The organism is Roseicella frigidaeris, assembly GCF_003258945.1.
Lineage (GTDB): Bacteria > Pseudomonadota > Alphaproteobacteria > Acetobacterales > Acetobacteraceae > Paracraurococcus > Paracraurococcus frigidaeris.
Genome location: NZ_QLIX01000013.1, coordinates 1 through 20,964 on the forward strand (window position 1 = coordinate 1; position 20,964 = coordinate 20,964).

Annotated in this window: 18 protein-coding genes and 1 tRNA gene; 8 read left to right on the forward strand and 11 right to left on the reverse strand. The window is 73.0% G+C overall.

The genetic code is table 11. From position 1 onward, the window contains the following. Nucleotides 1–26 precede the first annotated feature (26 nt). A tRNA-Met gene (locus tag DOO78_RS16350) sits at nt 27–103 on the forward strand. Nucleotides 104–147: 44 nt separating this feature from the next. Here the strand turns inward: DOO78_RS16350 and DOO78_RS16355 are convergent. After that, nucleotides 148–1,443, reverse strand: a complete 1,296-nt coding sequence (locus DOO78_RS16355) for a thiolase family protein (RefSeq protein ID WP_111470940.1) — start codon at nt 1,441–1,443, stop codon at nt 148–150. Between the two features lie 148 nt (nt 1,444–1,591). Between DOO78_RS16355 and DOO78_RS16360 the strand changes: the two genes are divergently transcribed. From DOO78_RS16360 to DOO78_RS16375, 4 genes are all read left to right on the forward strand, one after another. Then, entirely contained in the window at nt 1,592–2,389 is a 798-nt protein-coding gene (locus DOO78_RS16360; protein WP_207802939.1) for an alpha/beta fold hydrolase, read from the forward strand. A 107-nt stretch (nt 2,390–2,496) separates the two neighbouring features. Further along, on the forward strand, nt 2,497–4,089 hold the full coding sequence (locus tag DOO78_RS16365; RefSeq protein ID WP_111470941.1) for an ABC transporter substrate-binding protein: 1,593 nt from the start codon (nt 2,497–2,499) through the stop codon (nt 4,087–4,089). Nucleotides 4,090–4,302: 213 nt separating this feature from the next. Then, entirely contained in the window at nt 4,303–4,614 is a 312-nt protein-coding gene (locus DOO78_RS16370; protein ID WP_111470942.1) for a PepSY domain-containing protein, read from the forward strand. A 79-nt stretch (nt 4,615–4,693) separates the two neighbouring features. After that, nucleotides 4,694–5,839: a mandelate racemase/muconate lactonizing enzyme family protein gene (locus DOO78_RS16375; protein WP_111470943.1), complete on the forward strand. Its 1,146-nt coding sequence runs from the start codon at nt 4,694–4,696 to the stop codon at nt 5,837–5,839. Nucleotides 5,840–5,868: 29 nt separating this feature from the next. Here the strand turns inward: DOO78_RS16375 and DOO78_RS16380 are convergent, their stop codons facing one another. The 7 genes from DOO78_RS16380 to DOO78_RS16410 all read right to left on the reverse strand — a co-directional run bounded on the left by DOO78_RS16380 (nt 5,869) and on the right by DOO78_RS16410 (nt 12,986). Beyond that, nucleotides 5,869–6,672, reverse strand: a complete 804-nt coding sequence (locus DOO78_RS16380; RefSeq protein WP_111471047.1) for an enoyl-CoA hydratase — start codon at nt 6,670–6,672, stop codon at nt 5,869–5,871. A 51-nt stretch (nt 6,673–6,723) separates the two neighbouring features. Further along, nucleotides 6,724–7,353 (reverse strand): uracil phosphoribosyltransferase, encoded by a 630-nt coding sequence (upp, locus tag DOO78_RS16385; RefSeq protein ID WP_111470944.1) that lies wholly within the window; start codon nt 7,351–7,353, stop codon nt 6,724–6,726. 71 nt (nt 7,354–7,424) lie between these two features. Further along, entirely contained in the window at nt 7,425–8,768 is a 1,344-nt protein-coding gene (gene pcaB / locus DOO78_RS16390; RefSeq protein WP_111470945.1) for a 3-carboxy-cis,cis-muconate cycloisomerase, read from the reverse strand. 5 nt (nt 8,769–8,773) lie between these two features. Continuing rightward, nucleotides 8,774–9,925, reverse strand: a complete 1,152-nt coding sequence (pcaDC, locus tag DOO78_RS16395; protein ID WP_111470946.1) for a bifunctional 3-oxoadipate enol-lactonase/4-carboxymuconolactone decarboxylase PcaDC — start codon at nt 9,923–9,925, stop codon at nt 8,774–8,776. Between the two features lie 257 nt (nt 9,926–10,182). Further along, entirely contained in the window at nt 10,183–11,391 is a 1,209-nt protein-coding gene (pcaF, locus tag DOO78_RS16400; RefSeq protein ID WP_111470947.1) for a 3-oxoadipyl-CoA thiolase, read from the reverse strand. Nucleotides 11,392–11,475: 84 nt separating this feature from the next. Continuing rightward, nucleotides 11,476–12,102 (reverse strand): 2-dehydro-3-deoxy-6-phosphogalactonate aldolase, encoded by a 627-nt coding sequence (locus tag DOO78_RS16405; protein WP_111470948.1) that lies wholly within the window; start codon nt 12,100–12,102, stop codon nt 11,476–11,478. Continuing rightward, a complete protein-coding gene (locus DOO78_RS16410; RefSeq protein WP_111471048.1) occupies nt 12,093–12,986 on the reverse strand; it encodes a 2-dehydro-3-deoxygalactonokinase in 894 nt (297 codons plus the stop codon). Before DOO78_RS16410 ends, DOO78_RS16405 begins: the two co-directional genes overlap by 10 nt. Nucleotides 12,987–13,108: 122 nt before the next feature. On the opposite strand from DOO78_RS16410, the gene DOO78_RS16415 reads away from it, so the two are divergent. After that, on the forward strand, nt 13,109–14,278 hold the full coding sequence (locus DOO78_RS16415) for a lactonase family protein (protein WP_111470949.1): 1,170 nt from the start codon (nt 13,109–13,111) through the stop codon (nt 14,276–14,278). Nucleotides 14,279–14,365: 87 nt separating this feature from the next. Then, entirely contained in the window at nt 14,366–15,562 is a 1,197-nt protein-coding gene (locus DOO78_RS16420; RefSeq protein ID WP_111470950.1) for an LLM class flavin-dependent oxidoreductase, read from the forward strand. 108 nt (nt 15,563–15,670) lie between these two features. On the opposite strand, the gene DOO78_RS16425 is transcribed toward DOO78_RS16420, so the two are convergent. Continuing rightward, entirely contained in the window at nt 15,671–17,512 is a 1,842-nt protein-coding gene (locus DOO78_RS16425) for an ABC transporter ATP-binding protein/permease (protein ID WP_128080072.1), read from the reverse strand. Nucleotides 17,513–17,806: 294 nt separating this feature from the next. Continuing rightward, a complete protein-coding gene (locus DOO78_RS16430; protein WP_207802940.1) occupies nt 17,807–18,778 on the reverse strand; it encodes a 2-hydroxyacid dehydrogenase in 972 nt (323 codons plus the stop codon). Between the two features lie 182 nt (nt 18,779–18,960). Here DOO78_RS16430 and DOO78_RS16435 point away from each other — a divergent pair, with 182 nt between their 5' ends. After that, complete coding sequence (locus tag DOO78_RS16435) at nt 18,961–19,620, forward strand: LysE family transporter (protein ID WP_111470952.1); 660 nt, start codon at nt 18,961–18,963, stop codon at nt 19,618–19,620. Between the two features lie 6 nt (nt 19,621–19,626). On the opposite strand, the gene DOO78_RS16440 is transcribed toward DOO78_RS16435, so the two are convergent. Further along, nucleotides 19,627–20,943 carry an NtaA/DmoA family FMN-dependent monooxygenase gene (locus tag DOO78_RS16440; protein ID WP_111470953.1) on the reverse strand — a complete coding sequence of 439 codons (1,317 nt, stop codon included), beginning with the start codon at nt 20,941–20,943 and terminating at the stop codon, nt 19,627–19,629. Nucleotides 20,944–20,964: the final 21 nt, after the last annotated feature.

Genomic DNA, 20,964 nt, shown 5'->3' on the forward strand with positions numbered 1-20,964 from the left:
ATCCACACACCCACACACACCACCCACGCGGGGTGGAGCAGCCCGGTAGCTCGTCAGGCTCATAACCTGAAGGTCACAGGTTCAAATCCTGTCCCCGCATCCAAATCCAGATGAAGAAGCCCGCCCTACCGGCGGGCTTCCTTGCGTTCAGGCGACCTCCACCAGCACCGCCATGCCCTGGCCGCCGCCCGCGCAGGCGCCGGCGATGCCGCGCTTCAGCCCGCGCCGCCGCAACTCCATCATCACCGAGAGCACGCAGCGCACGCCCGTCGCGGCCAGCGGATGGCCGAAGGCGATGGCGCCGCCATTCACGTTGAACCGAGCCCGGTCGATGCCGAGCGCGCGTCGCACCGCCTCCGCCTGCGCCCCGAAGGCCTCGTTGATCTCGAACAGGTCGATATCCCCGATCCCGAGACCGAGCCGCCGCAGCAGCGCGATCGTCGCCGGCACCGGGCCGATGCCCATCACCTCCGCCGGCACGCCGGCGGCGCAGGCCGCCACCACCCGGCCGAGCGGCGCCGCGCCGCCGCCGAGCGAGGCCGCGGCCGCCCGCGTCGTCACCACCACCGCCGCCGCGCCATCGACGATGGCGCTGCTGTTGCCGCCCGTCTGCACGCCGCCGAAGACCGGCTTCAGCCGCGCCAGCGCCTCGAGCGGCGTCGGCCGCACATGCGTGTCCACGGCGACCTCGGCGAGCTTGCGGGGCAGGGCGAGGCGGCGTGGCTTCAGCCCCTTGCCCTCGAAGACCTGCTCGGTGACCGGCGCGATCTCCTCGGCCAGGCGGCCGGCCTGCTGCGCGGCGAGCGCCCGGGCGAAGCTCTCCGCCGCATAGGCATCCGTCTCCTCGCGGCTCACCTTGTGCAGGCGCGACAGGTTTTCCGCCGTCCGGCCCATAGGAAGGTCGCAGCCGGTGTCGAACAGCGCCTCCCAGAGGAAATCCTTGAACTCCACCTGGCCCAGCCCGAAGCCGCCGCGCGAGGTGTAGGAGGCGACCGGGGCGCGGCTCATGCTCTCCGTGCCGACGCAGAGCGCCGCCTCCACCTGGCCGGCGCTGGTCGCCCGCGCCCCCTGGGCGATCGCCTCGAAGCCGGTGGTGCAGAGCCGCTGCACCCCATGCGCCGGCCGGTCATCCGGCATCCCGGCATAGAGGCCGATATGGCGGGCGAAGAAGAGGCTGTCGAAACTCGCCTGGGTGCAGTTGCCGGCGATGGTCACCCCGATCCGCGCCGGGTCGATCCCGGCCCGCGCGATCGCCGCCCGCGCGGCATGGATGCCGAGATCGGTCGGCGAGACCAGGGCGAGGGCGCCGTTGTAGTCGACGAAGGGCGTCCGCGCCCCGGCCACCAGCGTGGCATCGGCGAAGGTCTCGAGGAGGGCGGCCTCGGCATAGCGCGACCAGTCGGGCGCGTCGGCGGCGGCGGCCGGATCGAGGGCGACATTCATGGCGTCTGGGCCTCCGGGTCTTGCTGTTGGCGCAGCATGGCACGGCCGCGGCCAGGGGAGGAGCGGGGAGGGCCGGGCCACCCCTAGCCGGGCCACCCCTGGCCGGGCCGGCCGCGGCCGCCCTATCCTGCGCGCGGGGAGATCGGCGATGCAGGACGGCATGGTCGCGGGCGAGATCCTGCTGGCGGAAGGCCGGCTGGAGACAGGCTGGTGGGGCCCGGCCGCGGCGGCGGCGCCGACCCTCGTGCTGCTGCATCAGGGCCTCGGCAGCCTCGGCCTCTGGCGCGACATCCCGGCGCGCCTCGCGGCGGCGACCGGCTGCGGCGTCTTCGCCTGGTCCCGCCTCGGCTATGGCCGTTCGGACCCGGTGCGGCTGCCCCGCCCCTTCGACTATCTGCGGCAGGAGGCGCAATCGGTGCTGCCGCGCGTGCTGGAGGCGATCGGGCTGCAGCAGGGCGTGCTGGTCGGGCATTCGGATGGCGGCTCCATCGCCGCCATCCATGGCGGCACGGTCGAGGACCCGCGCCGGCGCGGCATCGCGGTGCTGGCGCCGCATTTCTTCACCGAGGCCGCGGGCCTCGCCGCCGTCGCCGAGACCCGCGCCCGCTACGAGCAAGGGGATCTCCGCGCCCGGCTCGCCCGCCATCACCGGCATCCCGACATCGCCTTCCATGGCTGGTGCGACACCTGGCTGCATCCCGACTTCCCGGCCTTCTTCGACCTGCGGCCGGATATCGCCGGCCTGCGCGTCCCGGTGCTCGCCATCCAGGGCGAGGCCGATCCCTATGGCAGCCCGGCGCAGCTCGAGCTGCTGGCGCGGCAGGCCGCCGGGCCGGTGCAGGTGATGCTGCTGCCCGGCATCGGCCATGATCCGCTGCTGGAGGCGCCGGAGACGGTCCTGCCGGCGCTGCGCGCGTTCACCGACCGGCTGTTCGCGGTGCGATGAGAGGCGGCGGGTGGGGGAGGTGACGCCGCCGCGGCGGCCGGCTAGCCTTGCCGCCGCTGAGGAGACCGCCGGTCCGCCGCCCGAAGGAGAGCGACGTGACCCAAACCATGCCCCCGATCACCCGCCGCGGCGTCCTGGCCGCGGCCGCCATCGGCATCGCCGCCCCGCGCCTCGCCCTGGCGCAGGGCGCGCGGCTCATGCGCTTCATCCCGCAGATCGATCTTTCGGTCATCGACCCGCATGGCTCGCTCGCCTATGTCACCCGCGGCCATTCGCAGATGGTCTTCGACACGCTCTACGGCATGGACAGCCAATTCCAGCCGCAGCCGCAGATGGTCGAGGGCCATGTCGTCGAGGCGGATGGCAGGCGCTGGACGCTGACCCTGCGGGAGGCGCTGTTCTGGCATGACGGCACCCCGGTGACGGCGCGCGACTGCGTTGCCTCCATCCGCCGCTGGGCGAAGCGCGATGCGCTCGGCGGCGCGCTGATGCTGGCGACCGACGAGCTTTCGGCCACCGATGACCGGCGCATCGTCTTCCGCCTCAACAAGCCCTTTCCGCTGCTGCCGGCCGCCCTCGGCAAGGTCAGCTCGCCCATGCCGGCGATGATGCCGGAGCGGCTGGCCAACACCGATCCCTTCAAGCTGATCCCCGAGATCATCGGCAGCGGCCCCTTCCGCTTCCTGGCCGCCGAGCGCATCCCGGGCTCGCGCAACGTCTACGTGAAATTCGACAAATACGTGCCGCGTGCCAATGGCAAGGCGGACTGGCTGGCCGGGCCGAAGGTCGTGCATTTCGACCGCGTCGAATGGACCACCATCCCCGACGCCGCGACCAAGGTGGCGGCGCTGCAGCAGGGCGAGCAGGATTGGTGGGAGAACCCGACGCATGACCTGCTGCCGCTGCTGGCCAAGGACCGCAAGATCAAGGTCGAGGTGATCAACCCGACCGGCGCGGTCAACATGATGCGCCTCAACACGCTGCAGCCGCCCTTCGACAAGCCGGAGGGACGCCAGGCGCTGCTCTACGCCTTCAGCCAGACCGATTTCATGCAGGCGATCGTCGGCGACGATCCCGCCATGTACCACGTCCCGCACGGCGTCTTCTGCCCGGACACCCCGATGGCGAGCGAGGCGGGGCTGGAGCCGCTGAAGGGGCCGCGGAACTACGACAAGGCGAAGCAGCTCCTGAAGCAGGCCGGCTATGCCGGCCAGAAGGTCGCCATGCTGGTCGCCACCGACTACGCCCAGTTCAAGGCGATCGGCGAGGTCGCGGCCGATGCCATGGCGAGGATCGGCATCAATGTCGATTTCGTCGCCACCGACTGGGGCACCATGCTGCAACGGCGCAGCAACAAGGGGCCGCTCGACCAGGGCGGCTGGTCCTGCTTCAGCACCGGCTGGGAGGGAGCGGACCACATGGACCCCTCCAACCACTACGCCATGCGCGGCAATGGCGACGACCCCTCCGCCTGGCCGGGCTGGTGCGTCGACCAGAAGCTCGAGGATCTGCGCAATGCCTGGTTCGACGCCCCCGATCTCGCCGCGCAGCAGGCGATCTGCCGCGACCTGCAGGTGCGGGCGATGCAGGTGGTCCCGAGCGTCCCGCTCGGCCAGTACATCCAGCCGACCGCCTACCGCACCAACGTCACCGGCGTCTCGCGCGGCTTCCCGGTCTTCTGGGGCGTGAAGAAGGGCTGATCCGACGGGCCTGCCGGGACGGGGGAGGGCAGGGCGGGGGAGGGCAGGCCGCCCGCCCCGGCCGCAGGCGCTTCGGTCCGCCGCCGGACACAGGACTGTGACCGCGCAGGGCTGCCCTGCCCGCGGCATGGAGCGACGATCCCGCTCGGACGTTCTATGGCCGTCGGGATTGCCGGAGCCGTCGATCCGCTCCGCAACAGGAGGCCATGTCGCATGTCCCACATCCTTTGCCGCCGCGCCGCGTTCCGCCTGGCCGTGCTCGGTTTCGCCACGGTCGCCACCCTGTCCGTCGCGCAGGCGCAGGAGCGGCGCCGCGTCGAGAACGACGCGCCCACCGCCGCCGAGCGCAAGCGGATCGAGGGCGTGCTGCAGCAGCGCGGCTATGTCCGGTGGAAGGAGATCGAGCGCGAGGATGGCGGCAAGACCTGGGAGGTCGACGACGCCTATACCGCCGATGGCAAGCGCTACGACCTCCGCCTCAGCGCCGACGACCTGAAGGAGATCGACAAGCACCTGGAGGATTGAGGCCATCCCGCAAGGCCGGCGGGCTTCCCTCCGCGCGCCGCAGCCGTAAGCTCGCCGGCAAGGACGGTCGGAGGGATCCATGCGCATCGCCAGCATCCGCACGCATGTGCTGGAGGCGCCGCTCGCCGCGCCCTTCGCCTATTCCCGTGCCTGGTACGGCACGCGGATGGCGATGCTGGTCGAGATCGAGACGCGGTGCGGCCTCACCGGCTGGGGCGAATGCTACGGCCCGGCCTGGATGACCGAGGCGATGGTGCGCAGCGTCGCGCCCTGGCTGATCGGCGAGGACGCGCTGCGCACCGAATGGATCTGGCAGGAGATCTATGCCCGGCTGCGCGACCACGGCCAGAAGGGCGTGGTGATCGAGGGGCTGAGCGGCATCGACATCGCCCTCTGGGACCTCAAGGGCAAGCATTTCGGCGTGCCGGTGCACCGGCTGATGGGCGGGCCGCTGCGCAACGAGGTGCGTGCTTACGCGACCGGCCTCTACCGGCGGCGGGAGGGCGACCCGCTCACCTATCTCGCCGAGGAGGCGGCCGGCTACGCGGCCGAGGGCTTCCATGCGGTGAAGCTGAAGGTCGGCTTCGGCGTGCCCGAGGATGCCGCCGCCACGCAGGCGGTGCGCGAGGCCATCGGCCCGGAGGTCGGGCTGATGGTCGATGCCAACCATGCCTATGACGCGGTCGCGGCGATCGCGCTCGGTCGGCGGATCGCGCCGCTCGGGATCGGCTGGTTCGAGGAGCCGGTGCCGCCGGAGGATCTCGACGGCTACCGCGCGGTGCGGGCGGCGCTGCCGATCCCGATCGCGGGCGGGGAGTGCGAGTTCACCCGGCTCGGCTTCCGCGAGGTGCTGGCCTCGCGCGCCATGGACATCATCCAGCCCGATACCTGCGCCGCCGGCGGGCTATCGGAGTGCAAGAAGATCGCCGACATGGCCGCCGCCTTCGGCATCCGGTACAACCCGCATGTCTGGGGCACCGGCATCGGCCTCGCCGCCTCGCTGCAACTCATGGCGGTGCTGCCGACGCATACGCCGGCCTCGCTGGCGCCGGCCGAGCCGGTCTTCGAGTTCGACCGCACCGAGCACCCGATCCGCCAGGCGATCCTGCGGACGCCGATCGAGCCGGTCGGCGGCGTGGTGGCGATTCCGCAGGGGCCGGGCCTCGGCATCGAGATCGACCGGGCGGCGCTCGACCGCTTCCGGGCCCGCCCGCCGGGCGGCTGAGGGGGCCGGCATCGCCGCCGGCCACCGGATCACGCCGCCGTCTGCGCCTTGCCCCGGGCGATGGCGGCGGCAAGCCCCGCCTCGCGGGTCTTGCGGAACTCCTCCGTCACATGCGCCAGCTGATGCGTGTCGAAATGCGCGTTGATGGCATCCCGGAAGCCCTGCATGTCGGCGGCGCGGTTCAGCGAGCGCTTGGTGAGCCTGATGGCGAAGGGCGGGGCGCTGGCGATGTCCTCGGCCAGCGCCTGCGTCGCCTCCTCCAGCGTCGCGCGCGGCACCACGCGGTTCACCATGCCGAGCCGGTGCGCCTCGGCCGCATCCATCCGGCGGCCGGTGAAGAGGAACTCCTTGGCCGCCCGCAGCCCCATCACATAGGGATGCATCAGCACCTCCACTGCCGAGGCGGCGAGGGTCTTGCAGACCGGGTCGGCGAAGAAGGCGTCCTCGGCGGCGACGATCATGTCGCACATATTGGCCACCATGAAGCCGCCCGCGATGCAGGCGCCCTGCACGGCGGCGATGGTCGGCTTCGGGCAGTCCCAGATCCGCAGCGAGTATTCCAGGTAGCGCCGCTCCTCATAGGCCCAGCGCTCCTCGACGGTGAAGGCCTGGCGGCGGGCCTGGCCCTCCTTCAGGTCGTGGCCGGCGGAGAAGTGGTCGCCCTTGCCGGCGATGACGATGACGCGGACGGCGTCGTCGGCGCTCGCCTCGCGCAGCGCCGCGTCGAGCTCGTCGAGCAGCACGCTGCTCTCGGCGTTGCGCATCTCCGGCCGGTTGTGGGACAGCCAGGCGACGGGGCCGCGCCGCTCCACCGCGATTTGCGTATAGGCCATGGTTTCCTCCTCCATTGAGCGTGAATCCGGGGGCGATAGGCGCCCGGAGGGCTACCGGGTGCCGAACATCCGGTCACCGGCATCGCCGAGGCCGGGGACGATGTAGCCATGCGAATCGAGATGGCTGTCGATCGCCGCGGTCCAGATCGGCACCTCGGGATGCGCGCCGTGGAAGCGCTCCACCCCTTCCGGCGCGGCCAGCAGGCAGACCAGCCGCAGCTCCTTGCAGCCGCGCTCCTTCAGCCGGTCCACCGCGGCGACGGCGCTGTTGGCAGTGGCGAGCATCGGGTCGAGGACGATGACCAGCCGTTCCGCCACATCGGGCGGCGCCTTGAAGTAGTATTCCACCGCCTGCAACGTCTTCGGGTCGCGGTAGAGGCCGATATGGGCGACGCGGGCGGAGGGCACCAGCTCCAGCATGCCGTCGACGAAGCCCATGCCGGCGCGGAGGATCGGCGCGAAGACCAGCTTCTTCCCGGCCAGCTTCGGCGCCTTCATGGTCGTCAGCGGCGTCTCGATCTCGACATCCTCGAGCGGCAGGTCGCGCGTGACCTCATAGGCCAGCAGCATGCCGATCTCGTTGAGCAGCTGCCGGAAGCCCTTGGTGGTCCGCTCCGCCTCCCGCATCAGGGTGAGCTTGTGCTGCACCAGGGGGTGGCGGACGAGATGCACGTCCCTCATCGCGGGTCCTTCCGGGCAGGGGGAAATCCCCTGGGCTTTCCTCCCTGCTGTAGCACCGCTGGAGCCCGCGCCTACACCCTTGCCAGCACCCGGTCCACGAAGGCCCCGGCCGCGCCCAGATAGCCGGCCGGATCGGTCAGCCGCTCCACCTGCTCGCGCGGCAGCTTGCCCGCCACCTGCGGGTCGCGCAGCAGCGCCTCGGCCAGCGGCACGCCCTCGGCCAGGGCCAGGTCGCAGGCATGGTTCACCACGTGATGCGCCTCGCCGCGGCCCATCACCGGGGCCAGGCCCATCATCACCGCCTCGGCCATGATGAGGCCGCCGGTGCTCTCCAGGTTGCGCCGCATCCGGGCGGGATCGACCACGAGCCCCTCGGCGATCACCCGCGCGCAGGCCAGCGCGCCATGCGCCAGCAGGAAGGCCTGGCCCACCGCCAGCGGCTCGGCCTGCCAGGGGCCGGTGCCGCGTTCCTGGTCCTGCGCCATGGCGGCCAGCATCTGCGGCACCAGCGCCTGGACGCCGCGCGCCTGGGCGATGACGTACTCGCAGGAGATGGGGTTGCGCTTCTGCGGCATGGTGGAGGAGCCGCCGCGGCCCGCCTGGTGCGGCTCGGCCACCTCGGCCACCTCGGTCTGCATCAGCAGGATCACGTCGGTGGCGAGCTTCGAGAGGGCGCCGGTGAGCAGGCCGAGGAAGGACACGGCCTCGGCCAGCCCGTCCCGCGCGACATGCCAGGGGATGTCCGGCACGGCGAGGCCGAGCTCCTCCGCCAGCGCCGCCTGCACCGCGAGGCCCTGCTCGCCGAGCGAGGCGAGGGTGCCGGCGGCGCCGCCGAATTGCAGCCGCTCGACCCGCGGGCGGAGCTGCGCCAGCCGCTCGCGCATGGTCAGCAGCGGCGAGAGCCAGACGGCGGCCTTGTAGCCGAAGGTCACCGGCAGGGAGTGCTGGAGGTGGGTGCGGCCGGCCATGACCGTGTCGCGGTGATCGCGGGCGAGGCGGGCGAGGCCGGCGATCACCGCCTCCAGCTCGGCCTCGATCAGGCCGAGCCCGTCGCGCACCTGCAGCACCACGCCAGTGTCCATGATGTCCTGCGTGGTGGCGCCCCAATGCGTCCAGCGCCCGGCCTCGGGCCCGGCCAGGGCGCTGAGCTGGCGCACCAGCCCGACCACCGGATAGCCGGTGTTGCGCGTCGCCGCGGCCAGGGCCGGCAGGTCGAGCCGGTCGACATCGGCGGCGGCGGTGATCGCCTCGGCGGCCGTCGCCGGCACGATGCCGAGCCGCGCCTGGGCGCGGGCCAGCGCCGCCTCCACCGCCAGCATGCCGGCGAGGAAGGCGCGCTCGCCCATCGCGGCGCGCATGGCATCCGTGCCGTAGAGGGCGCCGAGGACGGGGCTGTCGGCCGGGTTCACGGGCATCGGGCTCAGCCTTCCATCTCTTTCAACGTTTCCTTGGCGATGCGGAGCGCGGTGTTGGCGCTCGGCACCCCGCCATAGGCGGCGAGCTGCAGCAGCACCTCGGCGATCTCCTCCGGCGTCACCCCGGTGTTCTGCGTCGCCCGCACATGCAGGCGGAATTCCTCATGGTGGTGCAGGGCGGCGAGGATGCCGAGGCAGAGCAGGCTGCGGTCGCGGACCGAGAGGCCCGGCCGGGTCCAGACCCGGCCCCAGACGCCCTGCAGGATGAAGTCGCGGAAGGGCGCGTCGAGCGGCGTCAGCGCCGCCTCGGAGCGTGCCACATGCGCCTCGCCCAGGATGCGCCGGCGCATCGCCATCCCGGCCTCGGCGGCATCCCCGGCCGGGGCGGTGACGCGCTCCAGATGCCCGAGCACGGCGCGGGTCATCGCCGCCGCGCGCTCGAGGTTCGGGATATGCGCCGCCTCGGCGATGGTGACGAGATGGCTGCCCGGGATCGCCGCCTGCACCGCCTCGGCGGCGGCGAGCGGGGTGGAGGCGTCGCGCTCGCCGACGATGACGGTGGTCGGGCAGGCGATGCGGCCCATGACCTCGGATGCGCGGCAGTCGCGCAGCGCCGCGCCGCAGCCGGCATAGCCCGCCGGATCGGTGGCGAGCAGCATCCGCCGCAGCCCCTTCGAGGAGGCGAGGGAGCGGTCGCAGACCCAGCGCTCCATCACCGCATCGGCGACCGCGCGCATGCCGCCCGCGGCCACGGCGTCGATCCGCTGCTGCCAGGTCTCGGGCGGGCCGAATTCGAGGGCGGTGTCGCAGGCCAGGAGCGAGAGCACCCGCTCCGGCGCCATCGCCGCCATCTGCAAGGCGATGCGCCCGCCGATGGAGACGCCGCCGACATGCGCCGCCGCGATGCCGAGGCTGTCGAGCAGGGCGAGCGCATCGCGCGCCAGCATCGCCATGCCGTAGGGACCGGGCGGCGCCTCGGTCAGCCCATGGCCGCGCATGTCCATGCGGATGACGCGGAAGCGCCCGGCCAGCGCCGCCGCCTGCGGCTCCCACATGGCGAGGCTGGTGCCGAGGGAGTGCAGCAGCAGCACCGGTGGCGCCGTCGCCGGCCCCTCCACTGCGGCATGGACGCAGATATCGCCGATCTCGCAGAACATGGCGGGCCTCCGGGCCAAGGGAGCGAAAGGAAGGGAGCGAAAGGAAGGGAGCGGAAGGAGGGCAGCGGCGCGGGCGGCGGGCCTCGCCGCCCGCGCTTCGCGACGGGTCATACCAGGCGCACGAGGGTCCGGCCTGTGGCCTGCTGGGCCGAGCGCCCGAAGGGGCGCCGCGGGTCGCGCCGTCAGGCGCGCCAAATGGCGCGACGCCGCGCAGCCAGGCAAAGGCGCAGGACGGTGACACCGTCCTGCGCTCGGGATCAGACCCGCTCGAGCACCATGGCGATGCCCTGGCCGACGCCGATGCACATGGTGGCCAGGGCGTAGCGGGCGCCGCGGTTCTGCAGCTCCTGCACCGAGGTCTGCACCAGCCGGGCGCCCGACATGCCGAGCGGATGGCCGAGGGCGATGGCGCCGCCATTCGGGTTCACATGCTCGGCGTCGTCCGGCAGGCCGAGGTCGCGCGTCACCGCCAGCGCCTGGGCGGCGAAGGCCTCGTTCAGCTCGATGACGTCGATCTCCCCGAGCGAGAGCCCGGCCTTGGCCAGCACCCGGCGCGTCGCCGGCGCCGGGCCGAAGCCCATGATGCGCGGCGCGACGCCCGCGGTCGCCGCGGCGACCATCCGGGCGCGCGGCGTCAGCCCGTATTTCTTCACCGCCGCCTCGCTGGCGACGATGATGGCGCAGGCGCCGTCATTGACGCCGCTGGCATTGCCGGCGGTGACGCTGCCGCCTTCTTTGCGGAAGGGGGTGGGGAGCTTCGCCAGCGCCTCCAGCGTCGTCTCGGGCCGCGGATGCTCGTCCTTCTCGACGCGCAGCGGCTCGCCCTTCCGGCGCGGGATCTCGACGGCGACGATCTCCTGCGCGAAGCGGCCGCTGGCCTGGGCGCGGCCGGCGCGCTGCTGCGAGCGCCAGGCGAAGGCGTCCTGGTCGGCGCGCGAGACCTGGAACTCCTGCGCCACGTTCTCGGCCGTCTCCGGCATGGAATCGACGCCGTATTGCGCCTTCATCTTCGGATTGACGAAGCGCCAGCCGATCGTGGTGTCGTAGATCTCGGGCGCCCGGCCGAAGGCCTCGGCCTGCTTGCCCTGGACATAGGGCGCGCGGGTCATGCTCTCGACGCCGCCGGCGAGCATCAGCTCGCACTCGCCCGCCTTGATGGCGCGGGCGGCGATGCCGACCGCATCCATGCCGGAGCCGCAGAGCCGGTTCACCGTGCTGCCGGGGATGCTGTCCGGAAGGCCGGCCAGCAGCAGCGCCATGCGGGCGACGTTGCGGTTGTCCTCGCCGGCCTGGTTGGCGCAGCCGAAGATCACGTCCTCCACCGCCTGCCAGTCGACGCCCGGATTGCGCGCCTGCAGCGCCTTCAGCGGCAGGGCGCCGAGGTCGTCGGCGCGGACCGGGGCGAGGCCGCCGGCATAGCGGCCGATCGGAGTGCGGACGGCGTCGCAGATATAGGCCTCGGCCATGGCGGCTTTCCTCCCGTGGTGGCGCGCGGAGACTTGCCCCGCGGCCGGGCCGGGGTCAACCGAGGGCGTGCCCGGCCCGGCGCGTCACCCCCCGTGCAGGGTCTCGACCAGCGCCCTGGCGCGCTCGCCGACCAGGGCGGCGGCATCGCCCGGCTTGTAGAGCGAGGACCCGATCCCGAAGCCGCCCGCCCCGGCCGCCCGCCAGGGGCCGATGGTGTCGGCCGCCATGCCGCCCACCGGCAGCACCAGCGTCCCCGGCGGCAGCACCGCCCGCAGGGCCCGCAACACCGCGGGCGAGGCCGCCTCGGCCGGGAAGAGCTTCAGCGCATCCGCCCCGGCGGCGAGCAGCGAGAAGGCCTCGGCCGGGGTGAAGAAGCCGGGCGCGGCGAGCAGCCCCGCCGCCTTGGCCGCCCGCACCAGGGCCGGGTCGGCATGCGGCGTGACCATCAGCCGCCCGCCCGCGCCGGCGACCGCCTCGACCTGCGCCGGCGTCATCACCGTCCCGGCCCCGACCAGCGCCCGGTCGCCGAGATGCGTCGCCAGGCGGCGGATGCTCTCGATCGGCTCCGGCGAGTTCAGCGGCACCTCCAGCACCCGCAGCCCGGCGCCGACCAGCGCCTCCCCGACCGGGATCGCCTCCTCCGGCGTCAGGCCGCGCAGGATGGCGACGAGCGGGCAGGGGGCGAGCCATTCGGCGAGCGTCAGGGCCATGCGATCATCTCCGCGATCAGGGCGAGGCCGCGCGCCACGATGTCCTCGGCATGCCGGCGATGCGCCAGCCCGTGCTCGGCGAAGGCGAGGGCATAGGCGTGGCAGAGCGCCTCGCTGCCGGCGAGGTGGATCGGCCCCGCCGGCTGCCCCTCCGCCAGAACCGCATGCAGCTCATGGCCGATCAGCAGGCCGGAGAGGTAGCTCGCCGTCTCCGCCGCGGCGAGCTCGCCGGCGAGGCCGAGGGCGCGCGTGCCGAAGAGGTGGTGCAGCAGCCCGCCCGGCTCGCCGGCGCGGCGCACCCCGCGGCGGAAGGCCGTGTCCGAGCCGGGGCCGGGCCCGGCGAGGCGGCCGAGGATGCTGTGCTGCAGCAGCACGGCGCGGGTCTCGCCGGTCATCTGGGTGGCGAAGCCGGCGATGCGTCCGCCCTCCAGCCGGGCCCATTTGCTGTGGGTGCCGGGCAGGCAGGCGAGCGCCGCGGCGCCCGGCGGCAGCGCGGCGAGCAGGCCGAGCAGCTTGGTCTCCTCGCCCCGCATCACATCCGGCACGCCGGCCGCGTCGCGCGTGGTGAGGCCGGGGACGAGGCGGCAGGCGGCGCCCTCGAAGGGCAGCGGCACCACCGCGGCGGCGATCTCGGCCGGCCCGGCGGGGCAGGGGAGGTAGGGCGCCTCCTGCCAGCCCTGGCGGCTGCCGACCATGCCGCAGAGCAGCACCCGCCGCTCGCCCTCGGCGAGCCAGGGGCCGATGGCCTCGCGCAGCGCGGCCGGGAAGCCGCCGGGCGGGACGGTGAGGATGCCGCCCTCGCGCTCGATCCGGTCCAGCACGCCGCCCCGCGGATCGAGGCGATAGGCGCGGAAGGCGGTGGTGCCCCAATCGATGCCGATCATGCCCATTCTCTGCGCCGGACGGCGGCGGCGCGCAATGCGGGCCGATGCGAGGCCGGGCCGGCTGGACACCCCGGCCGCCCGGCCCGACACTCGCGGCCGGGCATATCAGAGGGCCACGCCGCATGACACGTCTGCTGCTCGCCGGCCTGGCCGCGCTGGCCCTCGCCCCCTGCGCCGCCGGACCGGCCGGCGCCCAGCTCCTCCTCTCCTCCAACGACAACAAGGTGACGCTTGAGAACGGCGCCATGAAGGTGCTGCGGGAGCCGCAGCCCGACACGCTCTCGATCCTCGACCTCTCGGTCAGCCCGCCGGCGCTGCGGGCCGAGATCCCGGTGCCGGCCAGCGTCATCGGCCCGCCCACCTCCGTCGCCGTCACGCCGAACGAGAAGCTCGCCCTGGTCACCGCCAACCAGCGCCCCGACCCGGCCGAGCCCGGCAAGCTCATCCCCGGCAACACCATGGCGGTGATCGACCTGGCCGCGACGCCGCCGCGCATCGCCGCGACGCTGCCCACCGGCGCCGCCCCCGCCGGCATCTCCATCAACCGCGCCGGCACGCTGGCCCTGGTCGCCAACCGCGCCGAGGGCTCGGTCAGCGTCTACCGCATCAACGGCAGCCAGGTGGTGCCCGCCGGCAAGGTCGATATCGGCCCGGTTTCCTCCGAGGTCAGCCATGTCGCCTTCACGCCGGATGGGCGCTTCGCGCTGGTGACGCGCTACGGCGACCACATGCTGAACCTGCTGCAGATCGAGGGCGACAAGGTCATCAAGCTCGACCGCGAGATCACCGCCGGCGTCCGGCCCTATGCGGTCACCGTCGGGCCGGACGGGCGCTGGGCGGCGGTGGCGAATATCGGCCGCGGCACCGGCGATGCCGATACGGTCAGCCTCATCGACCTGACGCAGGAGCCCTTCCGGGTGGTGGACACCATCAGCGTCGGCCAGACGCCCGAGGGCATCACCGCCAGCCCGGATGGGAAGCATCTGGCGGTGACGGTGATGAACGGCTCCAACAAGCCGCCCGGCTCGCCCTTCGCCGGGCCCGGGCTGGTGCGGCTGCTGCGGGTGGAGAATGGCCGGCTGGCGGCGGTCTCCAAGGCGAAGGTCGGCAACTGGGCGCAGGGCGTCGCCTTCGCGCCGGATGGCCGCACGCTCTTCGTCGGCAACATGGTGGACAAGGACATCTCGGTGTTCCGGGTCGCCGAGGATGGGCAGCTCACGGAGGCGGGGCCGCGCATCCGGCTGAACGGCGCCTCGGCGGCGCTGCGGGTGGCGGACCGCCCGGCGCGGTGAGGCGGCGGTCGGTCGGTTGACCATCGGCCGGTCCAGTCCCTAGCCTGCGGACGGAACCATCGTCACACCCAGGAAAGGCATCCCTTCATGGCCCATCGCGGCTTGCGGTTCGGCATCTTCCTCGCCCCCTTCCACCGGGTCGGGGACAACCCGACGCTGTCGCTGACGCGCGACATGGAGCTGATCCAGTGGCTCGACCATCTCGGCTTCGACGAGGCCTGGATCGGCGAGCACCATTCCGCCGGCTGGGAGATCATCGCCAGCCCCGAGATCTTCATCGCCGCCGCCGCCGAGCGGACGCGCCACATCATGCTCGGCACGGGCGTGACCTCGCTGCCCTACCACCACCCGCTGCTGGTGGCGCAGCGCTTCGTCCAGCTCGACCACATGACCCGCGGCCGGGTGATGATGGGGGCCGGCCCCGGCGCCCTGGTCTCGGATGCCTACATGATGGGCATCAAGGCCGAGGACCAGCGGCGGATGATGGATGAGAGCCTCGACGCCATCACCCGGCTGCTCGCCTGCGAGGAGCCGGTCACCATGAAGACCGACTGGTTCGAGCTGAAGGAGGCGCGGCTGCACCTCGCCCCCTACAGCAACCCGCGCTTCCAGATCGCCGTCGCCTCCGCCACCACCCCCTCGGGCGTGCTGGCGGCGGGCAAGTACGGGCTCGGCCTGCTCTCCCTCGGCGCCGGCCTGCCGGGCGGCAACGCCAAGCTCGCCGATTACTGGCGGCAGGGCGAGGCGGAGGCGGCGAAGCACGGCAAGACCATGCCGCGCGACGGCTGGCGCCTCGTCGTCAACATGCATTGCGCCGAGGAGGACGAGCGCGCCTTCCGCGACGTCGCCCGCGGCGAGCGGATCGAGACGCTCAGCTATTTCAGCGAGACGCTGGGCCGGCCGCCGATGCGCTCGGAGGACCCGCTCGGCGACGGGCTGAAGGCCGGCACGACGCTGGTCGGCTCGCCCGACACGCTGATCAAGGGCATCGAGCGCCTGCTCGAATACACCGAGGGCGGCTGCGGCGGCGTGCTGTTCCGGGCGCATGAATGGGCGAACCGCGAGGACACGCTGCGCAGCTACGAGCTCTTCGCCCGCTGGGTCATGCCGCGCTTCCAGGGCTCGCTCACCATGCCGGCGCAGAGCCGCGAATGGTGCAGCGACAACCGCACCGGCATCTTCGGCCCGAGCATGGGCGCGCTGCGCAAGGCCTTCACCGATGCCGGGCAGGAGGTGCCCGACCACATGCGCATGAAGCTGCATACCGGGAAGGTCGATCTCTGAACCGGCGGGCCCGGTTCGGGCGCTCGGCCGGCAATGCCGGCTGCCAGGCGGGATGTGTCCCGGCCGGCATGATCCGCCCGGCCTGACCGCGCAGGCCGGGCGGTTGCCTCAGAGCGCCTGCGCCCGGGCTGGCAGCGCGGCGCGGTCGGGCCGCGGCGCCGGCCGCTGCTCCGGCAGCGCATGCGCATGCGCCACCCGCAGCCGGCCCGGGGCGGGCAGGGGCGGCAGCGCGGCGGGGCTGGCGCCGACCAGCCGGCCGCCCTCGAGCCGCAGCACCCGGTCGTGCCAGCGGAGCAGGCCGGGCCGGTCGCCGGTCGAGACCAGCCCCACCCCCGCCAGCTCCTGCTCGAAGAGCCGCATCAGCCCGGCCTCGGCGATCTCGTCGAGCGCCGAGGTCGCCTCGTCGAGCAGCGCCCAGCGCGGCCGGTGCAGCAGCAGCCGGGCGAAGCCGAGGCGCTGCTGCTCGCCGAGCGAGAGGCTACGGTCCCAGCGCCCCGCCTCGTCGAGCCGGCTCGCCAGCCCGGCCAGGCCGCAGCGCGTCAGGGCGGCGGCGATCGCCGCATCGCCGAAGCGGTCCGGCGGCGCGGGGTAGCAGACCGCCGCCCGCAACGGGCCGAGCGGCAGGTAGGGACGCTGCGGCAGCAGCAGCATCTCCGCCCGCGCCGGCCGGCGGATGCGCCCCTCGCCCCAGGGCCAGAGCCCGGCCGCGGCGCGGAACAGCGCGCTCTTGCCACAGCCGCTGCCGCCCTGGATCAGCACGCGCTCGCCGGGGCGGATCTCGGCCTCGGCCTCCTCCAGCAGCACCCGGCCGGCGGGGCTGCGCAGGGTCAGCGCATCGAGGGCGAGCAGCCCGGCGTCCTCCTCGATCGCGATGCCGCCCTTGCCGGCCAGCCGGCCCGCCGCCTCCAGGCTGTCCTCCAGCGCCATGAGGCGCTCCATATGGCTGCGCCAGTCGGCCACCTGCGGCCAGTGCTCCTGCAGCCAGGAGAGGGCGCGCACCACCTCGGCGAAGGCCTGGCCGAGCTGGACCAGCGTGCCGAGGCCGATCGCGCCCGCGAAGTAGCTCGGGCTCGCCAGCAGCAGCGGCAGGGTGGCGGCGACCATGCCGTAGCCGGAGGCGATCCACATCAGCTGCCGCTCCTGGCGCAGCATGCGCTGCATCACGCCGACCACCCGGGCGAAGGCCTGGTCGAGGCGCCGCGCCTCGTCGGCGCCGCCGCCCAGCATGGCCACCGCCTCGGCCTGCTCGCGCTGCCGGATCAGGGCGAAGCGGTGCTCGGATTCCGCCTGGTTGCGGTCGATATGGATGCCGATCAGCGGCCGGCCGACCAGCCAGGTGAGCAGCGTGCCGCCGGCCGCGTAGAGCAGGGCGATGCCGAGCATGCCGCCCGGCAGCGCCAGGCCGGCGGGCGGGATGGCGGTGGAGAGGGACCAGAGCAGCCCGACGAAGGTGACGAGGTTGACCGCGGCATAGAACAGGCTGGTGCCGAGCTCGACCGAGACGGCGGTGGCCCAGCGGGTGTTCTCGCTGATGCGCTGGTCGGGGTTGTCGGCGGCCTCGGGCAGCAGCGCCATGTGGTAGTTGCGCCCGTCGCGCACCCAGCGCCCCTGCAGGTGCTCGACCAGCCAGCGCCGCCAGGAGAGGGCGAGGATCTGCCGCGCCCAGAGCTGCGCGACGGCGAGCGCCATGGTCAGCAGGGCGAGCAGGGGAAAGAGCCAGGCCTGCCAGGCCAGGCCCGACTGGTCGCGCCGCTCGAGCGCCGAGAAGAAGGCGCCGTTCCAGGCATTGAGGCCGAGGGCGGTGGCGATCTGCGCCAGGGTGCAAAGGATGACCAGGGCGGTCAGCCCCCAGGCCAGGCGCCGCTCGCCGGACCCGTACCAGCTGCGGGCGAGGTGGAGGGTGCTGCGCAGCGCGCCGTGGCGGGAGCGGTCCGCGCGATCGCTGGCCAAGGCGGGTATTCCCCTTAAAGTTGAGAAACTAAGGGAATACCTATACAGAGACGCTTGGGCGCGCAAAGGAAATGCGGCCGAATTGGGGCGGGACCGGGGCAACTGTGGCAAACCGGCCAGGCGCCCGCCCGCGATGTCCGGGCGACGGCGCCTGGGCCACGATCCGTTCGCCCGGGTTTACGGGAAATGCCCTAGAGCAGATCCCGATCAGGTGGACTCACCTGATCGGGTGAAGATGCTCTGAAAACAATAGCCTAGGGCACTTCCCCTGAACTGGTGTTCAGGGGAAGTGCCCTAGCCGGCCAGTTCGGGGATGACCCAGAGCGGCCGCTCGCCGCGGGCGACGCGCTGGCAATTGTCGAAGGCGTTGCGGAAGCGGGCCTGCTGGTTGTCCCAGGTCGGGCCCGCGAAATGCGGCGTCAGCACCACGTTGTTCAGCCGGAAGAGCGGGTTGTCGGCCGGCGGCGGCTCCTGGTCGAAGACGTCGAGCCCGGCGCCGGCGATGCGGCCCTCGGCGAGCGCGGCGGCCAGCGCCGGCTCGTCCACCACCGGGCCGCGGCAGGTGTTGATGAGATAGGCGGTCGGCTTCATGCGGGCGAGCTCGGCGGCGCCGATCATGTGCCGCGTCGCCGGGGTCAGCGGCACGTGCAGGGAGACGATGTCGGCATTCGCCAGGATCTCGCCGAGCAGGCGGAAGCGGACCGCGAGCGCGTCCTCCTCGGCCTCCGAGACGCGGCGGATGTCGTAATACTGCACGTCCATGCCGAAGGCGTTGGCCAGCCGCGCCACCTTCTTGCCGATCGCGCCCAGCCCGACGATGCCGAGCGTCTTGTCGCGCAGCTCGTAGAGCTTCGTCCCGGCCAGGTCGTTGCCGCGCCAGCGCCCGGCGGCGACGCTCTGGTGCTGCCAGACCAGGCGGCGGCAGGCGGCGAGCATGAGCAGGATCGCGTGCTCGGCCACGGCGGTGGAATTGGCGCCGCCGTTGTTGCAGACCGGGATGCCGGCCTGCCGCGCCGCCTCGATGTCGATGGTGTCGTAGCCGGCGGAGAGGAGCTGCAGCAGCTTCAGCCGCGACGCCCGGCGGTAGAGGCCGGCATCGATGGCGCGGCTGCCGAAGCCGACCAGGAAATCGGCCTCCGGCAGGGCCTTCTCGAATTCCGGGCTGCCGAGCGGCGCCACCACCATCTCCATCTCGGGCGGCGCCAGCTCGCGCGCGAGATCCATCGCGCTCAACGGGTTGTCCATCATCAGGATGCGCGGGGCCATGGCCGTTTCCTCCGGGTCCTGCCTCCGTCATGGCCGGGGCCGGCGACGACGGCAAGCCCGGCGCCGCGCCTCCACCGCCCCGGATCGGCCAGGGGACCGGGCCGCGGGCGGCATACGGTGGCGCACAGCGCGAGGGCACGCCGCGGGGCTAGTGGCCTGGGGCCGAAGCGTGGGGCGCAGCCATGCCGCAGGGCGTCGCCGAGTTCCTCTTCCTCTCCCTCGCCGTCATGGCGACGCCGGGACCGGCCGTCGCGCATGTCCTGGCCAGTGCGCTGCTCGGGGGCGCACGCCTCGCAGGCGCGGCGATGGCGGGGCTGATCCTCGGCCACTGCGTCACGATCTCCCTCAGCCTCACGGCCGGCGCGGCGCTGATGGCCTCGCCGGCGCTGCTCGCGGCGGGGCAGGGTGCGGCGGCGGCGGTGTTGCTGCTGCTCGGGCTGCGCCTGCTGCGGCGCGGCCTCGATCGCGCCGGCGCGGCAGCGGTGGGAGGCGCCGCGCCACGCTGGCCGGAGAGCCGGATCGGGGTGGTCGCCGGCGGCTTCGTCATGACGCTCGGCAACCCGCTCTCGCTCTCCTTCGCCGTCTCGGCCGCGGCCGGCTTCCTCGATCCAGCGCATCCGCACCTGCCGCAGAGCCTCGTCCTCGGCGGCGCCTATATCGGCGCGGCGGCCGCGGTCTATGCCACCTATGCCGCGCTGGCCGCCATGGCGCGCGGGCGCGTGCTCGGGGCCGTGGCGCGGCGGCAAGGCCCGATGCGCCTGGCCGCCGGCCTGGTCATGCTGGCGGCGGCCGGAATCATCGGCCTGCGCAGCGCCCGGCTGCTCGAGGCGTCGATGCCGTGACGGCGCTCAGAACTCCAGCAGGTTGTCGCGGAACTGCGCGTGGCCATAGGCGCGCCGGGCCAGGCCGCGGCGCTGCAGCGCCGGCACCAGGCCGTCCGCCACCTCGGCGATGGTGCGGCGGCTGACATCGCCCATGGAGATCAGGAAGCCGTCGCCGCCCACCTCCTCCATCGCCTCGGCCATCTGCCCGGCCACGGTGTCCGGCGTGCCGACCAGCTCGACCGAGCCGCTGCTGCCGCGATAGCTCAGCATCGCCTCGCGCAGGCTCTTCTTCCCGGCGACGCGCTTGAAGTCGTCGAGCGACTGCTGGTGCCCGTTGGTGCGGAGGTCGAGCGAATCGACCGGCGCATCGAGGTCGAAGCGGGAGAAGTCGATGTTGGTGATCTTGCCGAAGAAGGCGAGAAGCTGCGGCACCTGCCGCTCCGCCCGCTGCTTGCGGGCGTCGAGGCGCGCGGCGGCCTCCGCCGCCGTCTCGCCGAGGCAGGGATTGACCAGGTAGAGCACCTTCACATGGTCCGGGTTGCGCCCGGCGGCGGCAGCGCGGGCGCGGACATCGTCGCGATAGGCCTTCATCGCGCCGGTGCCCTTGATGCTGGCGACGATGGTATCGGCATGCCGGGCGGCGAATTGCCGGCCGCGCGGGCTGCCGCCGGCTTGGGCGATCACCGGCCGCCCCTGCGGGCAGGGGCCGGAGTTCAGCGGCCCATGGGTGCGGTACCAGCGACCCTCGAAATCCACCGCATGCACCTTGGTGTGGTCGACCAGCACGCCGCTCGCCTCGTCGGCGAGGATCGCGCCCGGCTCCCAGCTATCCCAGAGGCCGTTGACCGCCTGCATGTACTCGTCGGCCATGTCGTAGCGCAGGTCGTGCTCCGGCAGCCGGTCCAGCCCGTAATTCCGCGCCGCGACGTCGGAGCTGCCGGTCACCATGTTCCAGCCGATCCGCCCCGAGCTCGCCTGGTCGAGCGAGGCGATCATCCGCGCCAGCAGATAGGGCGGGTGGGTGAAGGTCGCGAAGGTCGGCACGATGCCGATGCGCTGCGTCGCGGCCGCCATCAGCGTCGCGGTGATGGCGGGGTCCTGCCGCGGCACGGCGAGGCCGTGCTTCAGGTAGATCTCGGTCGAGCCGCCGAAGCTCTCGCCGACATAGGAGCTGTCCTCGATCAGGATGTAGTCGAAGCAGGCGCGCTCGAGCGAGCGGGCCATGTCGCAGAACAGGTCGGGCACCCGCCAGTCGCGGCCGATCGCACCCGTCCAGGGCTCGCCCCAGGCCTGCACCGAGGATCCCTGGAGGAACCAGCCGAGGTGGAAGGGCTTGGGCATGAGTCGACTCCCGCGATGAGA

What these genes read in the sequence shown, in the direction of transcription:
- DOO78_RS16355 (WP_111470940.1), bottom strand. Translation starts at nt 1,443, where the DNA reads ATGAATGTCGCCCTCGATCCGGCCGCCGCCGCCGACGCGCCCGACTGG.
- DOO78_RS16360 (WP_207802939.1), top strand. Translation starts at nt 1,592, where the DNA reads ATGCAGGACGGCATGGTCGCGGGCGAGATCCTGCTGGCGGAAGGCCGG.
- DOO78_RS16365 (WP_111470941.1), top strand. Translation starts at nt 2,497, where the DNA reads ATGCCCCCGATCACCCGCCGCGGCGTCCTGGCCGCGGCCGCCATCGGC.
- DOO78_RS16370 (WP_111470942.1), top strand. Translation starts at nt 4,303, where the DNA reads ATGTCCCACATCCTTTGCCGCCGCGCCGCGTTCCGCCTGGCCGTGCTC.
- DOO78_RS16375 (WP_111470943.1), top strand. Translation starts at nt 4,694, where the DNA reads ATGCGCATCGCCAGCATCCGCACGCATGTGCTGGAGGCGCCGCTCGCC.
- DOO78_RS16380 (WP_111471047.1), bottom strand. Translation starts at nt 6,672, where the DNA reads ATGGCCTATACGCAAATCGCGGTGGAGCGGCGCGGCCCCGTCGCCTGG.
- upp (WP_111470944.1), bottom strand. Translation starts at nt 7,353, where the DNA reads ATGAGGGACGTGCATCTCGTCCGCCACCCCCTGGTGCAGCACAAGCTC.
- pcaB (WP_111470945.1), bottom strand. Translation starts at nt 8,768, where the DNA reads ATGCCCGTGAACCCGGCCGACAGCCCCGTCCTCGGCGCCCTCTACGGC.
- pcaDC (WP_111470946.1), bottom strand. Translation starts at nt 9,925, where the DNA reads ATGTTCTGCGAGATCGGCGATATCTGCGTCCATGCCGCAGTGGAGGGG.
- pcaF (WP_111470947.1), bottom strand. Translation starts at nt 11,391, where the DNA reads ATGGCCGAGGCCTATATCTGCGACGCCGTCCGCACTCCGATCGGCCGC.
- DOO78_RS16405 (WP_111470948.1), bottom strand. Translation starts at nt 12,102, where the DNA reads ATGGCCCTGACGCTCGCCGAATGGCTCGCCCCCTGCCCGCTCGTCGCC.
- DOO78_RS16410 (WP_111471048.1), bottom strand. Translation starts at nt 12,986, where the DNA reads ATGATCGGCATCGATTGGGGCACCACCGCCTTCCGCGCCTATCGCCTC.
- DOO78_RS16415 (WP_111470949.1), top strand. Translation starts at nt 13,109, where the DNA reads ATGACACGTCTGCTGCTCGCCGGCCTGGCCGCGCTGGCCCTCGCCCCC.
- DOO78_RS16420 (WP_111470950.1), top strand. Translation starts at nt 14,366, where the DNA reads ATGGCCCATCGCGGCTTGCGGTTCGGCATCTTCCTCGCCCCCTTCCAC.
- DOO78_RS16430 (WP_207802940.1), bottom strand. Translation starts at nt 18,778, where the DNA reads ATGGCCCCGCGCATCCTGATGATGGACAACCCGTTGAGCGCGATGGAT.
- DOO78_RS16435 (WP_111470952.1), top strand. Translation starts at nt 18,961, where the DNA reads ATGCCGCAGGGCGTCGCCGAGTTCCTCTTCCTCTCCCTCGCCGTCATG.
- DOO78_RS16440 (WP_111470953.1), bottom strand. Translation starts at nt 20,943, where the DNA reads ATGCCCAAGCCCTTCCACCTCGGCTGGTTCCTCCAGGGATCCTCGGTG.